The following is a 15,650-nucleotide window of genomic DNA, read 5'->3' as shown; positions in this document are numbered from 1 at the left end:
GCCGGACACTCAGGCCGTGTTTGCGTTGTTCTTCGGCTGCCGGCTCGCCACGACGACCAGACAACTGCCGCGCAATTCCGTGATTTCGTAGACCTGCGCATCTTCAGGCTCGCCAGCGGCCAGTTCGACATCCCACGCCGCGCCGCGATAATTCGCGCGCGCCCGGCGCTCGTGCCACGCCGGCACGCTCAGCGTCTGACCGATGTCGAGATTGACGTCCGGATTACGCGACGCGTGCGCGCGCTTGCGACGGCCAAAGCGCGAGCGCCTGAGCAGCACGACCGCCGCCAGCGCGACCACGGCGGCCACTGCGAACTGCACGTCGGCAGCGGCGCCGGCAATGTGCGCGAGCGCCGCCGCGACGAAGCCCAACGCGATCATCAACAGATAGAAGGTGCCGCTCGTCAACTCCAGCACGACCAGCACGCCCGCCCCGATCCACCAGAACAATCCACCTGGCACCACGTCGACCTCCACAAAGCAAAACACCCCGGATCTACCGGGGTGTTTATAGCACGAAGCGCCTGCGCATTAACGGGCGATGCGGTGCGCTTGAACTCACGCTTGACGTACCGCATCTCACGTTATGCATGCCGCCTGGGTTCTTCACCATCAAGCGGCATGTCGCACGCTTTACTTGCCCGCCGACTTCGCCAGTTGCTGCCACGTCTCAATAATGGTGTCCGGGTTCAGCGAGATCGACGCGATGCCTTCGTCCGTCAGCCATTGCGCGAAATCCGGATGATCCGACGGGCCCTGGCCGCAGATACCGACGTACTTGTTCAGACGCAGGCAGGTTTCGATTGCACGCTTGAGCATGAACTTGACCGCCGGATCGCGTTCGTCGAAGTCGACCGCCAGCAGTTCCATGCCGGAGTCGCGGTCGAGGCCGAGCGTGAGCTGCGTCAAGTCGTTCGAACCGATCGAGAAGCCGTCGAAGAATTGCAGGAATTCTTCGGCGAGGATCGCGTTCGACGGCACTTCGCACATCATGATCAGGCGCAGGTCCTTCTCGCCGCGCTTCAGGCCGAACTTCTCCAGCAGCCCGACTACGCGCTCCGCCTGCTTCAGCGTACGCACGAACGGCACCATGATCTCGACGTTGTCGAGGCCCATCTCTTCACGCACCCGCTTCAGCGCGATGCATTCCATCTGGAATGCTTCGGCGAAATCTTCGGCGATGTAGCGCGACGCGCCACGGAAACCCAGCATCGGGTTTTCTTCGTCCGGCTCGTAACGCGAACCGCCGATCAGCTTCTTGTACTCGTTCGACTTGAAGTCCGACAGACGCACGATCACGGGCTTCGGATAGAACGCCGCGGCGATCGTCGCGATCCCTTCGGTCAGCTTGTCGACGTAGAACGCGCGCGGCGATGCATGACCGCGAGCGACGCTCTCCACCGCCTTCTTCAGGTCCTGATCGATGTTCGGGTACTCGAGAATCGCCTTCGGGTGAACGCCGATGTTGTTGTTGATGATGAACTCGAGCCGCGCGAGACCCACGCCTGCGTTCGGCAGTTGCGAGAAGTCGAACGCGAGTTGCGGGTTGCCGACGTTCATCATGATTTTCACCGGAATCGGCGGCAGTTCGCCGCGCTGGACTTCGGTGATTTCGGTTTCGAGCAGACCGTCGTAGATCTTGCCTTCGTCGCCTTCCGCGCACGACACGGTGACCAGCGCGCCTTCCTTCAGCACGTCGGTTGCGTCGCCGCAGCCGACCACCGCCGGCACGCCCAGCTCACGCGCGATGATTGCCGCGTGGCAGGTCCGGCCGCCACGGTTCGTGACGATCGCCGATGCGCGCTTCATCACCGGCTCCCAGTTCGGGTCGGTCATGTCGGCGACCAGCACGTCGCCCGGCTGCACACGGTCCATTTCCGACGGATCGTGAATCACGCGCACCGGACCCGCGCCGATCTTCTGGCCGATCGCGCGGCCGGTGGCCAGCACGTTCGACTGACCCTTCAGCTTGAAGCGCTGCTCGGCCTTGCCCGCTGCCTGGCTCTTCACCGTCTCCGGACGCGCCTGCAGGATGAAGATCTTGCCGTCGCGGCCGTCCTTGCCCCACTCGATGTCCATTGGACGCTCGTAGTGCTTCTCGATGATGACCGCGTACTTCGCCAGTTCGATCACGTCTTCGTCGGTGATCGAGAAGCGGTTGCGCTGCTCGTGCGGAACGTCGACGGTCTTCACACGGCCCTGCTCGCCGGCCTTCGTGAATTCCATCTTGATCAGCTTCGAGCCGATCGAGCGGCGGATGATCGGGTACTTGCCCTGCGCGAGCGTGGTCTTGAAGACGTAGAACTCGTCCGGATTCACGGCGCCTTGCACGACGGTTTCGCCGAGACCGTAGCTCGACGTGATGAACACGGCGTCCTTGAAGCCCGATTCGGTGTCCAGCGTGAACATCACGCCGGCCGCGCCGACGTCCGAGCGCACCATGCGCTGCACGCCCGCCGACAAGGCGACTTCAGCATGCGTGAAGCCCTTGTGGACGCGATAGGAGATCGCGCGGTCGTTATACAGCGACGCGAACACGTGCTTCATGCGATCGAGCACGTCGTCGATGCCGACCACGTTGAGGTAGCTTTCCTGCTGACCCGCGAACGAAGCGTCCGGCAAGTCTTCCGCCGTGGCCGACGAACGCACGGCAAACGACAGCTCTTCAGGCGAGCTGTTTTGCAGCGTGTCGAAACCCGCGCGGATGTCGGCCTCGAGCTGCGGCTGCAGCGGCGCGTCGACGATCCATTGACGGATTTCCTTGCCGGCTTCGGCGAGCGCCTTCACGTCGTCGACGTCGAGCGTTTCGAGACGTTTGGCGATGCGGTCGGTCAGATTGTTGTGATGCAGGAAGTCGCGGAAAGCCAGTGCCGTGGTGGCGAACCCGGTCGGCACTCGCACGCCGGCTTCGGCGAGCTGACTGATCATCTCGCCCAACGACGCGTTTTTGCCACCGACGATTTCCACGTCGGTCATCCGCAACTGCTCGAACGGAACTACATACGCCTTGTCCTTTGCGACGGTAACTGCGTTAGTCATACAAGCCCCTAAGTGTGAAAGAAATTCACGGCTGTGCAAGTGGGCTTGAACACGGAACGCCCATTGGGAGCGTGACCCCGTGTCTTGCACAACCTGTTGGAGAAACAATCGCGGCAAAGGCCAGCGGCAGCCTCAGCGCCAAAAGCGCGATGAAAGGAGCGAATGGCCGAATTTACCGGTCGATCCACCCCATTGAGCACCAGTTACCGACCGAAAGCGCCGCGTTGAGCGGTCGTTCGCGGCGAGTTAGACGCCAATCGCCTGCAATTGCTTATCCAACAGGTTGCCGCTATTCTACCGTGCCGACTCCTGAAATGTGGCAGTCGGACGAGAATTGCGCCTCGAAACGCGCCCCGGACCGGCCGACGGGCTTTTGCGAGGCTCCTCCGCCATCCGGGCGCGGTTGTGGTGCCCACGGCGCGCTGCATCGACGCCGCTGCCTCGGCGGTTAGTCGCCGGGCAGCGTGCTCACCGCAGCGATCTTTGATTCGAGCGCTTGTTGCCGCTCACGTTCCCCAGCTCCACTGATGCCGCCCACCGTATTCATCGTCTCCGACGGTACCGGGATTACTGCCGAAACCTTCGCGCATTCGATCCTGTCCCAGTTCGACCAGAAATTCCGCCTGGTGCGCGTGCCCTTCGTCGACTCGACGGAAAAAGCCTACGCGACGCTCGAAAAGATCAACGAGGCGATCGTGCAGGACGGCCGCCGTCCGATCGTCTTCACCACGCTGGTGGACAGCGCGTCGAATCAGATCGTCAAAGGCTCGAATGCGCTGGTGCTGGACATGTTTCAGACCTTCGTCGAGCCGCTCGAACAGGAACTGGAGCTGAAGTCGAGTCACGCGATGGGCCGCGGCCACCAGAACGCGGACACCGAGGAGTACAAGAACCGGATCGAGGCGATCAACTTCTCGCTCGCCCACGACGACGGCCAGTCGAACCGCAATCTCGCCGACGCCGACGTGATCCTGGTCGGCGTGTCGCGCAGCGGCAAAACGCCGACGAGCCTCTATCTGGCGATGCAGTACGGCGTCAAGGCGGCCAACTATCCGCTGATTCCGGAAGACTTCGAGCGCGGCAAGCTGCCGACGCCGCTGCTCGCACATCGGCAGAAGATGTTTGGTTTGTCGATCGATCCGCAGCGTCTGTCGGAAATCCGTAACGAGCGTCGACCGGGCAGCAAGTATGCGGCGCCGGAGAATTGCCGCTACGAAATCAATGAAGCGGAAACGATGATGCGGCGTGAGGGGATCAAGTGGTTGTCGTCGACGCACAAGTCGATCGAAGAGATCGCGACGACGATCCTGCAGGAGATCAAGCTGGAGCGGCCGGCTTATTGAGCGCGGGTTGAGATTGCAACGACGCGGGACTGCGGGGTGATACGCAGCCGCATCAGCGAGGGCTACACGACGTAGCATTGCGCCGTGGCATGGGCGAGCGGCCCTGCGAAGCACCCAGCGGCGCAGTGCGCGCCGCGATCTTTGCTGTCAATCCCGTCCGCGCTGTTGACGACACTGCTCGAACACGCAGACGGCTGCCGCAGCCGCCACGTTCAGCGACTCCATCCCGCCCGGCTGCGGAATCGTCACCCGCAGCGAAACCGCCTCGCGCCAGAGCTGCGACACGCCCGCCCCTTCGTTGCCGAACACCCACGCGAGCGGCCCGCTCAGATCGCAATCGTAAATCGCCTCGGCGCCGTGCGAATCGGTGATGACGATTGGCACCGCCAGGCGCTCGATCAACGCCTGCGCGTCGACATCCTCGTGAATCTGCAGCAGGAAGTGCGCACCCATGCCCGAGCGCAGTACCTTCGATGACCATGCGTACGCCGTCCCCGGCGCGCAGAACACCTGCTGAATCCCGGCCGCGGCCGCGCTGCGCAGAATCGAACCGACGTTGCCCGCGTCCTGCACGCCGTCGAGCACGAGGCAGGTTTGCGCGACCGTCTCGGGCAGCGGCGTATCGAGCTTCCCGACCAGCAGCAGAATTCCGACACCGTGTACGACATTCGACAACTGTCCGAACAGCGCGTCCGGCAACGTCACAATGCGATGATCCTCGATGCGCGAGACGATCGCCTGCGCTTCGTCGTGACCCAGCGCGCCGTCGGTGACGACGCACATTTCCGGCTGCCCGGCGACGTCGAGATACGCGCTCGCGAGATGGAATCCTTCGAGCAGCGCGTGGCCGCTGCGGCGCTGTTGATGCGTCGAGCCGGCCAATGCCTTCAGGCGTTTGTAGAGCGGATTGTCCCGCGAGGTGATGGCTTTCACAGGCAGCGAAGACGGTGAGAATGGGAGAAGAGCGCTGCGCCTGAAAGCGCGCGTCGCTCAGAGGGTGTTCAGATGCCGCTGGGTTCGCCGAAGGCGTCGTCGTCGAACATTGCGTCGCCCAGCGTGCCCGGCACGATGACGACTTCCGCCGACGGCAACGGCACGCCCGTGCCGAATCGCAGATGCGCTTCGCGCACCGGCGCGAACGAGCGCCGATGGTGCTCGCACGGCCCATGCTCGCGCAGCGCCGCGAGGTGCTGCGGCGTGCCATAGCCAACATGCGCATTGAAACCGTACACAGGATGGCGCTGATGCAGTTCGAGCAGCATCCGGTCGCGCGTGACTTTGGCAAGAATCGACGCCGCTGAAATGCTCTTCACGAGCGCATCGCCGCCGATCACCGCTTCGCTGCGAATGCTCAGCGTCGGACAGCGATTGCCGTCGATCTTGACGAGCGTGGGCACGACCGACAGGCCTTCCACGGCGCGCTTCATCGCCAGCATCGTGGCGTGCAGGATGTTCAGCGAGTCGATTTCTTCGACCGTCGCCGACGCGACGCAGTACGCGAGTGCGCGGTCGACGATCTTGTCGTACAGCTCGTCGCGTTTTTTGGCGCTGAGCGCCTTCGAATCATCGAGCCCGCGAATCATCGGCCTGGCCGGATCGAAAATCACCGCAGCCGCGACGACGGGCCCGGCCAGCGGACCGCGCCCTGCTTCGTCGACGCCGCAGACGATGTCATCCGCCGTCTCGAAGTTCAGGCCGACCTGCGCGGCGGTTCCAGCGACCGCCACAGCCTTGCGGCGAGGTGCGCGTGTGATGATCACAGCCGCCCCGTGCGCTTTTCGATGACGCTCGCCACGATTTCCGCCGCACGCTGCGCGGTATTCTGCTTCAGCACGTGATGCATCTCCGTGAAGATTTCCGTCAGCGTGCGCCGGTTGGCTTCGTCGCGCAACTGTTTCAGCGTGGCTTCGGCGAGCGCCTGCGGCGTCGCGAAGTGCTGCAGGATTTCCGGCACCACGAAGCGTCCAGCCAGAATGTTCGGCAGGCCGACGTACGGCAGATAGCCCTGACGGCGCATGATCTGGCCGGTCAGCCAGGGCACCTTGTACGAAATGACCATCGGCTTTTTCAGCAGCGCGGCTTCGAGCGTCACGGTGCCGCTCTTCACGAGGATCGCGTCGGCGGCGGTCATCGCGAGTTGCGACTGGCCGTCGGTAATCGTCAGCGCGAGGCCCGGATGCGCGTCGACCAGCGGCCGCAGCATGTCGCGCAAGGTCGGCGTGGCCGCCGGCATCACGAACCGCAGACCGGGCTCCTGGTGCTGCATCATCTCCATCGCGGCAAAAAACGTCGGGCCGATCAGATCGATTTCCGAGCGCCGGCTGCCCGGCAGCACCGCGATGATCGGCCCGCTTTCCGCGAGACCGAGCGCACGGCGCGCGCCGAGCGTGTCGGGTTCGAGCGGAATCTCGTCGGCGAGCGGATGACCCACGTATGAGGCCGCGACCCCCGCCTTTTCCAGCAGCGCCGTTTCGAACGGGAACACGCACAGCATGTGATCGACCGCTCTGGCGATCTTCTTGATGCGCCCGCCGCGCCACGCCCAGATTGACGGACAGACGAAGTGAACGGTCGGAATGCCCGCGTCGCGCAGCGCGTGCTCGAGCCCGAAATTGAAATCGGGCGCATCCACGCCGACGAACACCGACGGCGGCTCGGCCAGCAACTGACGCTTCAGTTCGTTGCGAATGCCGAGAATCCCGGGGATGTGCCGCAGCGCTTCGACATAGCCGCGCACCGTGAGCTTTTCCATCGGCCAGTGGGCGTCGAAACCCGTGGCGATCATGCGTGGACCGCCGATCCCGTAGTACTGGGTGCCGGCGGGCAGACGGCTCGCGAGACCGTCGAGCAGCGAGGCCGCCAGCAGGTCGCCGGACGGCTCGCCGGCCACCATCGCGACGCGTAGCGGACTGGGTTGTAATGCCATCGGTTAGCGGATGATGCCGCGTTGCGACGCTTCGACGAACGCGAGCAGCGTCTGCACCGGCGCATCGCCGTCACCGCCGGCGGACGCGAGTTCGCGCAATTGCACCTTCGCCTCTTCCAGCGACAGACCGTTCTTGTACAGCACGCGGTACGCCGTGCGCAGCGCCGAAATCGCATCCGGCGAGAAGCCGCGGCGGCGCAGGCCTTCGACGTTGATGCCATGCGGCTCCGCCTTGTTGCCGGCGGCGATCACGAACGGCGGGATGTCCTGCACCAGCGCCGAGGCGCCGCCCAGCATCGAATGTGCACCGATGCGCACGAACTGATGCACGCCCGACATGCCGCCGATGATCGCGTGGTCGCCGATCGTCACGTGGCCGGCCATCTGTGCGTTGCTCGACAGAATGACGTTGTTGCCGACGTGGCAGTCGTGCCCGATGTGCACGTAGGCCATGATCCAGTTGTCGTCACCTAGCGTGGTGACGCCGGCGTCCTGCATCGTGCCGGTGTGGATCGTCGTGAATTCGCGGATCATGTTGCGGTTGCCGACCACGAGCCGGGTCGGCTCGTCCTTGTACTTCATGTCCTGCGGACGGCCGCCGACCGATGCGTAGTGGCCGATCCGGTTGTCTTCGCCGATCGTGGTGTAGCCTTCGATCACGCTATGCGAACCGACCGTGCTGCGTGCACCGATCGTCACGTGTGCGCCGATCACGGCGTACGGACCGACTTCGACCGATTCGTCGAGTTGTGCGCCCGGTTCGACGATCGCAGTGGGATGAATCCTGCTCATGCGTCCTCGCTTCTGATTCTGTTGCGTTGTCTGGATGGGCTTCTGGCGGAACCGGCCGCGCCGGTGTCAAAACGCCCGCCGCCCGCTCCCTGGTTGCCTTGACGCGCGCTTAAGCGTCTTTGTCCGTGTGCCGCACCGCGCACATCAGGTCGGCTTCCGCCGCCACGACGCCATCCACTTCGGCGCGCGCCTTGAACTTCCAGATGCCGCGCATATGACGCTCGAACGTGCAGTTCAGGATCAGCTGATCGCCCGGCTCCACGACGCGCTTGAAGCGCGCATTGTCGATACCCACGAATAGATAGAGCGTGTTCGACGGATCGCTCGGCTCCTCCGAAAACGTCAGCAAAGCCGCGGTTTGCGCGAGCGCTTCGAGAATCAGCACGCCGGGCATGACCGGGCGGGTCGGGAAATGCCCCTGGAAATACGGCTCGTTGATCGACACGTTCTTCAACGCTTTGATGCACTTGTGCGGCTCGAGTTCGAGCACCCGATCGACCAGCAGGATCGGGTAACGATGGGGCAGCAGCGTGAGAATCTTATGAATGTCGAGATTGATTTTTTCGGTGCTCATGGTGTTTCTGCTCACGCATTGACTGCGCGATGATGACTGCGGATGCTGGTGCAGGTGGGTTGAAAACGCGTGCTGCAGGCGCCCGCCATGATCCGGCGGCCGTGCCACCCGGTCACGGCAACCGACTTTGCTTCGTGATGCTGCCCGCCATTTTACGCGGTGCCGGCAAGCTTACGCGATGCCGACGAACCGCCCTGATATCTCAAGGCTTCTCGCCTGCGGAATTGCTTGCCGCGTGGCCCGCCGCATGGGGCTCCGCGTTGCCCGAACCGTCGGCCGCGGCGCTTTCGAGCGCCCGGATACGATCGCGCAGTTTGTCGATATTGCGCAGCAGGGCCGCGCTCTTGTTCCAGTCCGCATGGTTCACGGCTGGGAACGCGCTGGTGTACATACCGGGCTTCAGGAGTGATTTCGACACCCCCGACTTCGCGGTGACGATCACATAGTCGGCCAGCGTGACGTGCCCGGCAATGCCGACCGCGCCGCCAATCATGCAATGACGGCCGATCGTCGTGCTGCCCGCGATGCCCGCGCAACCGGCGATCACCGTGTACGCGCCGACCTTGCAGTTGTGGCCGATCTGCACGAGGTTGTCGATCTTCACGCACTCTTCGATGATCGTATCGGCCATTGCGCCACGGTCGATCGTGGTGTTCGCGCCGATTTCGACGTCCGCCGCGATCGACACGCCGCCGACCTGCGGAATCTTGACCCAGCTGCCGGTACGCGCGTCGCCCTCACCGACGAAATCCGGCGCAAAGCCGAAACCGTCCGAGCCGATCACCGCGCCCGCGTGCACGATCACGCGCTCGCCGAGCTTGCAGCCGTGGTACACGGCGACATTCGGATACAGATGAGAGTCCGCGCCAATGCGCGTGCCCCGGCCGATCACGACATTGGCATCCAGCCGGACGTTCTCGCCGATTACGGCGCCCGCTTCCACCGTGACGTGCGGGCCGACCACCGCGCTCGCGGCAACCTGCGCGGACGGATCGATGGTTGCGCTCGGATGCACGCCGGGCACAGCCTTCGGCGCGGCGAGGTCGATGAAGGTTTGCGCGACGCGCGCAAAGTAAGCGTACGGGTTCGGCGTGACGATGAAGTTACGGCCCTCACGCGAAGCCAGCTTCGCGAGGTCGTCGGCGTTGATCAACACCGCGCCCGCGCGAGTGGCTTCTACCTGCGACAGGTACTTCGGATTCGCGAGGAACGCCAGTTGGTTCGGGCCCGCCTGGTCGAGCGGCGCCAGACTGCCGACGCGCTGCGAACCGTTTCCGACTACCGTACCGCCGAACCGCTGGACGATGTCCTCGAGCGTAAATGCCATGCCTGTCCTGTCTCCTGCTGTTCAATCCAACCTGTTATTGCGTCCGCGCGCGGCGGCGTGCCGGTGTGGGCGTGCCATCCCTCTGGCCTTCCTCAGTTGCCCGACGCCGCCAGCGCCTTGAGCACCTGGTCGGTGATGTCGATGCGCGGGCTCACGTACACCGCTTCCTGCACGATCAGATCGTAGTGCTGCGCCTCGGCGATCTGCTTGATGACCTTGTTGGCGCGGTCGAGCACCGCCGCCAGCTCCTCGTTGCGGCGCTGATTCAGATCTTCGCGGAATTCGCGTTGCTTGCGCTGGAAGTCCGTGTCCAGTTGCGACAGATCGCGCTGCTTTTGCGCACGATCGGCGGCCGACATCGACGCGCCGTTCTTGTCGAGCGAATCCGACATCGACTTCAGCTTCTGCGCCATGTCGGCGAGATCCTTGTCACGCTTCGCGAATTCGGCTTCGAGCTTGACCTGGGCAGCTTTCGCCGCCGCCGATTCGCGCAGGATGCGGTCGGAATTCACCGCGGCGATCTTCGCCTCCTGCGCGTGCGCTACCCCGACGCCCAAGGTCATTGCCAGCGCCATCGCGCACGCTACACGTTTCGAAAACATACCGGTTAGCAAAGTCATCCTCTCGATACTGTAGTTTGGCTGGCCGCCTGCGGCCGTGATCAGAACGCCGTCCCGATCTGGAACTGGAATTTCTGATACTGGTCGCCGGTGTGCTTCGTAAGCGGGAAGCCCAGGCTGAGCTTGAGCGGGCCGATCGGCGAAATCCACGCCAGACCGACACCGTAGCCATAGCGCAGGCCGTTCGCGCCGACGCTGTTGCCTTCCGTGCCCCAGACGTTACCAGCGTCGAGGAAGGTGAACACGCGCAGCGTGCGGTCGTAACCCGTACCCGGCAGCGGGAAGGTCAACTCGACGTTACCCACCAGCAGCTTCGAGCCGCCGATCGGGTCGCCCGTCTTCGCGTCGCGCGGTCCCAGCGAGCTCGGCTCGTAGCCCCGCACCGAACCGATACCGCCCGCGTAGTAGTTCTTGAAAATCGGATAAGGCTTGCCGCCCAGCCCGTTACCGTAGCCGCCCTGGAAGTTGAAGCCCAGCACGAACCCGCGCGCGAACGAATAATAGTACTGCGCGTTGATGTCGGCCTTGTAATACTGCGTGCCGCCGATCGGCGTGCCGTATTCAGCGTTCGCCTGCGTGAAGTAACCGCGGCTCGGCACCAGCGCGCTGTCACGCGCGTCGCGCGACCAGCCCACCGTGATCGGTACGTTGTTCGACACGCGGCCGAACTCATGCACGTAGTCGATGTAGCTTTGCGGCGTGTTCGAGTCGATGTCCAGCTGGTTCTGCTCGAGACCCGCGCCGAAATACACCGTGTCGACTTCGGAGAACGGAATGCCGAACTTCAGGTCGCCACCGATCGTGACGATCTTGAAGCTCGAATCCGTCGAGTAGTACAGCGGCTGGTACGTGCGGTAGTAGACGTCGGTAATACGCTTGATGCCGTCGACCGTGAAGTACGGATCGACCTGCGTGACCGTCAACGTGCGGTACGTCTTCGCAGTATTGACGTTCACCGCGAGACTCGTGCCCGAACCGAACACGTTGTCCTGCGACACACCGGCCGACAGCACCACCTTGTCGGTCGACGAGAAACCCGCGCCCAGCGTAATCGCGCCGGTCGGCTTTTCGGCCACCTTGACGTCAACATCGACCTGGTCCGGCGTGCCTTCGACCGGCACCGTGGTCACGTCGACGTCAGTGAAGTAGCCCAGGCGGTTGATGCGGTCCTTCGACAGCGCGAGGCGGTTCGAATCGAACCACGAGCTTTCAAGCTGGCGCATTTCACGGCGCACCACTTCGTCGCGGGTGCGCGTGTTGCCGACCACGTTGATGCGGCGCACGTAGACGCGGCGGCTCGGGTCCACCTGCAGCGTCAGGTCGACCTTGTGGTTGGTCTGATCGATCTGCGGCTGCGCATTGACGGTCGCGAACGCGTAGCCGTATTCGCCGAGCTTGTCGACGATCGCCTTCGTGGTGGCCTGCAGCTTTTCAGCCGAGAAACGGTCGCCCGGTTTGATCTTGATCAGCTTGGTCAGCTCCGCTTCGCGATCGAGCAGATTGCCGGCCAGTTTGATGTTCGAAATCGTGTACGGCTCGCCTTCGTGCAGCGTGACCGTCAGATACATGTCCTTCTTGTCCGGCGTGATCGACACCTGGGTCGACTCGATGTTGAACTCGAGATAGCCGCGATTCAGGTAATACGAGCGGACGTTTTCGAGGTCGCCGGTGAGCTTGTCTTTTGCGTAAAGGTCGTTCTTCGTGTACCACGAGAACCAGTTCGGCGTGGACAGCTGCATTTCGTCGCGCAGCGTACCCGTGCTGAACGCCTTGTTGCCGATGAAGTTGATCTGGCGGATCTTCGCGCTCGGACCTTCGGCGACCGAGAACAGCACCGACACGCGATTGCGGTCAATCGGCGTCACCGTGGTGGTCACTTCGGCGGCGTAATAACCGCGCGTCAGATACTGGCGCTTGAGTTCCTGCTCGGCGCGATCGACCAGCGCCTTGTCGTAATAACGGCCTTGCGACAAACCGACCGCGCGCAGCGCCTTGGTCAGGTTTTCCTTGTCGAATTCATGAATGCCGGCGAAGTCGATCGTGCCGATGGCCGGACGTTCCAGCACCTGTACGATGACGACATTGCCTTCGGTCGCAATCTTGACGTCGTTGAAGAAGCCCGTGGCATACAGCGCGCGAATTGCTTCGGACGCCTTGTCGTCGCTAAACGTGTCGCCTTGCTTGATGGGCAGATACGCGAACACGGTACCGGGTTCGACGCGTTGCAATCCCTCAATGCGGATGTCTTGCACCACGAAGGGCGACGTTGCGTGAGCAACCAGCCCATGCGCGGCGAAAGCCGCGGCTATAACCGTTTTTGGAACAAAGCGATGAGGTTTAAACAACGTGCTTCCCCAGTGTATATAGCTGCATCAGGTCAGGCGGTCGCCATCGTGAACGCCGCCGGACACTTTAAAAATGGATTAAACGAGCCAGATCGTTGAACAGCGCGATCGCCGACAATGCGACGATGCAGGCGAGACCCGCCCTCTGAAAAACGAGTTGCCAGCGATCGGAGACAACTTTACCGGTCACAGCTTCAACCAAATAATATAACAGATGACCCCCGTCCAATACCGGAATTGGTAGCAGGTTCAGTACGCCAAGGCTAATACTGACAAGGGCCAGGAACGACAGGAATGCAGAAGGACCCAGACGTGCGCTCTTTCCTGCGTAGTCGGCGATCGTCACCGGACCGGAAAGATTTTTCAGCGATGCTTCGCCGACGATCATCCTGCCGAACATGCGTACCGAATAGACCGCGAGATCCCACGTGCGGCGCGCGCCCAGTTGCAGACTCTCGATCGGCCCGTAACGCACGTCGATCGACGGCACCTGGGTCGCCAGTTCCGCGCCGATGCGGCCGATCTGCTGACCGGTCGCAGGATCGCGCTGCGCTTGCGGAACGATGCTGATGTCTTCGAGCTTGCCCGCCGCCTGAGCGCCCTGGCCGCCGCGCTCCACCTGCAACGTGACCGGCTGGCCGGCGTGCGATTTTACATAAGCGATGAAGGTCGCGGCATTGTCGGTCGGCGTGCCGTTGATGGCGCGCAAACGATCGCCCGCGACGAGGCCCGCTCGCTGCGCCGCGCTGCCCGGCTGCACGCCGGCGACCATCAGCTTGCCGCCGCCCGGCTCGAAACCCAGACGCGACATGAAGTCGTCGTCGACGTCTTTCTCGCTGATAGCGCGCAGGTCGAGCGGGAAATCGGAAACGCCGTGCGCGTCTTTCGCGCTCAGCACGATGCGCTTCTGATCGAATGCTGCACCCAACAGTTTCCAGCGCAGGTCTGACCATGAGCGGACCGGTTCCGAATCGTCGGCCCTGCCGACCCGCACCGCGACGATGGTCTCGCCACCCTCGAACCCAGCCACCGCCGCCGGCGTATTCGGCGCGGGCGCCGCGAGCACCGCCGCCGGCTCGGTCACGCCACTGGCAAACACGAGCGCGAACAGGACGATGGCCAGCAGGAAGTTCGCGACCGGGCCGGCCGCGACGATCGCAAAGCGCCGCCACACCGACTGCCGGTTGAACGCATGCGGCAACTCGTCGGCGGGAATCGGCGCGGTGCCGGTTTCGCGCTCGTCGAGCATCTTCACGTAGCCGCCGAGAGGCAGCGCGGCAATGGTCCATTCGGTGCCCGTCTTCGGGCTCACCCACTGGAACAGCGGCTTGCCGAAGCCGATCGAAAAGCGCAGCACCTTCACGCCGCATAGTCGCGCGACGCTGTAATGCCCATACTCGTGGACGACCACGAGTACGCCAATCGCGACCGCGAAGGCGAGCAGTTCAATCAGCAGATTCATAAGCGCCTCACTGGACGGCGCGTTCCGTACGACTGGCGCCGTCGGGCAGACGCGCGATGAATTCAGCAGCGGCGCGACGCGCGGCGGCATCCGCTTCGATTACGTCTTCGAGCGCGTGTGCGCTGCGGTTCGGCAAAGCGTTGAGCACCGAGTCGACCACCTGCGCGATCGTCATGAAACCGATCCGGCGCGACAGGAACGCCTCCACCGCGATTTCGTTCGCGGCATTCAGCGCCGCGCTCGCGATGCCGCCCTCGGCCAGCGCCTTCATCGCCAGCGAGAGACACGGGAAGCGCGTGTAATCCGGCTTCTCGAACGACAGCGAGGCGATCTGCGCGAGATCGAGCTGCGCGACGCCCGAATCCACCCGATCCGGGAACGCCAGCGCGTGAGCAATCGGCGTGCGCATGTCGGGGTTGCCAAGCTGCGCGAGCACCGAACCGTCGGCGTACGAAACCAGCGAGTGGATCACGCTTTGCGGGTGAATCAGCACGTCGATACGCTCGCCCGGCAAACCGAACAGCCAGTGCGCCTCGATCACTTCGAGGCCCTTGTTCATCATCGTCGCGGAGTCGACCGAAATCTTGCGGCCCATGACCCAGTTCGGATGCTTGCAGGCTTCGTCCGGCGTGACGTCGACGAGCGTGGCCGGTTCGCGGGTGCGAAACGGGCCGCCCGACGCGGTCAGGATGATCTTGGAGACGCCGCCGTGCAGCGCGGCTTCGCGCGGCAGGCACTGGAAAATCGCGTTGTGTTCGCTGTCGACCGGCAGCAGCACCGCGCCGTTGTCGCGCACCGCGTCCATGAAGATCGCGCCGGACATCACCAGCGCTTCCTTGTTGGCGAGCAGGATGCGTTTGCCGGCGCGTGCGGCCGCGAGGCTCGGCGCGAGGCCGGCTGCGCCGACGATCGCCGCCACGACCGTATCGCAGCCGTCGCTCTTCGACACGTCGACGAGCGCTTGCGGCCCATAGATGACCTCGGTCTTGCTACCCGCGTCGCGCAGTTTCGCGGCGACGCGCGCGGCGGTGCCGGCGTCGCCGACCACCGCGACTTCGGGTTTGAAGCGCAGGCATTGCTCGACGAGCTTGTCGCCGTTGCGATGCGCGGAGAGCGCATATACCGAAAAACGCTCGGGATGACGCGCGACGACGTCGAGCGTGCTGTCTCCAATCGAGCCCGTGGAACCGAGCAATGTCAGACGTTTTTGCATATCTCTTTC

Annotated in this window: 13 protein-coding genes; 1 reads left to right on the top strand and 12 read right to left on the bottom strand. The window is 63.6% G+C overall.

The annotated features are described in order from the left end of the window. Positions 1 to 9: 9 nt before the first annotated feature. A complete protein-coding gene (locus B0G69_RS13205; RefSeq protein WP_121319372.1) occupies positions 10 to 465 on the bottom strand; it encodes an NfeD family protein in 456 nt (151 codons plus the stop codon). Positions 466 to 633: 168 nt separating this feature from the next. Further along, positions 634 to 3,039 (bottom strand): phosphoenolpyruvate synthase, encoded by a 2,406-nt coding sequence (gene ppsA, locus B0G69_RS13200; protein ID WP_121317569.1) that lies wholly within the window; start codon positions 3,037 to 3,039, stop codon positions 634 to 636. Positions 3,040 to 3,566: 527 nt separating this feature from the next. Between ppsA and B0G69_RS13195 the strand changes: the two genes are divergently transcribed. Further along, positions 3,567 to 4,382: a pyruvate, water dikinase regulatory protein gene (locus B0G69_RS13195; protein WP_121317567.1), complete on the top strand. Its 816-nt coding sequence runs from the start codon at positions 3,567 to 3,569 to the stop codon at positions 4,380 to 4,382. Between the two features lie 147 nt (positions 4,383 to 4,529). Here the strand turns inward: B0G69_RS13195 and B0G69_RS13190 are convergent, their stop codons facing one another. From B0G69_RS13190 to B0G69_RS13145, 10 genes are all read right to left on the bottom strand, one after another. Further along, a complete protein-coding gene (locus B0G69_RS13190; protein ID WP_121317565.1) occupies positions 4,530 to 5,315 on the bottom strand; it encodes an RNA methyltransferase in 786 nt (261 codons plus the stop codon). Between the two features lie 68 nt (positions 5,316 to 5,383). Next, positions 5,384 to 6,142 carry a ribonuclease HII gene (gene rnhB, locus B0G69_RS13185; protein WP_121317563.1) on the bottom strand — a complete coding sequence of 253 codons (759 nt, stop codon included), beginning with the start codon at positions 6,140 to 6,142 and terminating at the stop codon, positions 5,384 to 5,386. Next, the gene (lpxB, locus tag B0G69_RS13180; RefSeq protein WP_121317561.1) at positions 6,139 to 7,308 is read right to left on the bottom strand and encodes a lipid-A-disaccharide synthase; all 1,170 of its coding nucleotides are present in this window, start codon (positions 7,306 to 7,308) and stop codon (positions 6,139 to 6,141) included. The genes rnhB and lpxB overlap by 4 nt, the downstream gene beginning before the upstream one ends. 3 nt (positions 7,309 to 7,311) lie before the next feature. Continuing rightward, a complete protein-coding gene (lpxA, locus tag B0G69_RS13175; RefSeq protein WP_121317559.1) occupies positions 7,312 to 8,100 on the bottom strand; it encodes an acyl-ACP--UDP-N-acetylglucosamine O-acyltransferase in 789 nt (262 codons plus the stop codon). A gap of 109 nt (positions 8,101 to 8,209) precedes the next feature. Then, positions 8,210 to 8,674 carry a 3-hydroxyacyl-ACP dehydratase FabZ gene (fabZ, locus tag B0G69_RS13170; protein WP_012433437.1) on the bottom strand — a complete coding sequence of 155 codons (465 nt, stop codon included), beginning with the start codon at positions 8,672 to 8,674 and terminating at the stop codon, positions 8,210 to 8,212. Between the two features lie 202 nt (positions 8,675 to 8,876). Then, on the bottom strand, positions 8,877 to 10,001 hold the full coding sequence (gene lpxD, locus B0G69_RS13165; RefSeq protein WP_121317557.1) for a UDP-3-O-(3-hydroxymyristoyl)glucosamine N-acyltransferase: 1,125 nt from the start codon (positions 9,999 to 10,001) through the stop codon (positions 8,877 to 8,879). Positions 10,002 to 10,093: 92 nt separating this feature from the next. Beyond that, complete coding sequence (locus B0G69_RS13160; RefSeq protein WP_174772087.1) at positions 10,094 to 10,615, bottom strand: OmpH family outer membrane protein; 522 nt, start codon at positions 10,613 to 10,615, stop codon at positions 10,094 to 10,096. Between the two features lie 47 nt (positions 10,616 to 10,662). Continuing rightward, entirely contained in the window at positions 10,663 to 12,966 is a 2,304-nt protein-coding gene (bamA, locus tag B0G69_RS13155; RefSeq protein ID WP_121317554.1) for an outer membrane protein assembly factor BamA, read from the bottom strand. Between the two features lie 67 nt (positions 12,967 to 13,033). Beyond that, positions 13,034 to 14,428 carry an RIP metalloprotease RseP gene (rseP, locus tag B0G69_RS13150; protein ID WP_121317552.1) on the bottom strand — a complete coding sequence of 465 codons (1,395 nt, stop codon included), beginning with the start codon at positions 14,426 to 14,428 and terminating at the stop codon, positions 13,034 to 13,036. Positions 14,429 to 14,435: 7 nt separating this feature from the next. Next, entirely contained in the window at positions 14,436 to 15,641 is a 1,206-nt protein-coding gene (locus B0G69_RS13145; protein WP_121317550.1) for a 1-deoxy-D-xylulose-5-phosphate reductoisomerase, read from the bottom strand. Between the last annotated feature and the right edge of the window lie 9 nt (positions 15,642 to 15,650).

The organism is Paraburkholderia sp. RAU2J (assembly GCF_003634845.1).
GTDB classification, from domain to species: domain Bacteria; phylum Pseudomonadota; class Gammaproteobacteria; order Burkholderiales; family Burkholderiaceae; genus Paraburkholderia; species Paraburkholderia fynbosensis.
The sequence above is the reverse complement of the archived record's forward strand: the minus strand, read 5'-3'. Positions and strand labels throughout refer to the sequence as shown.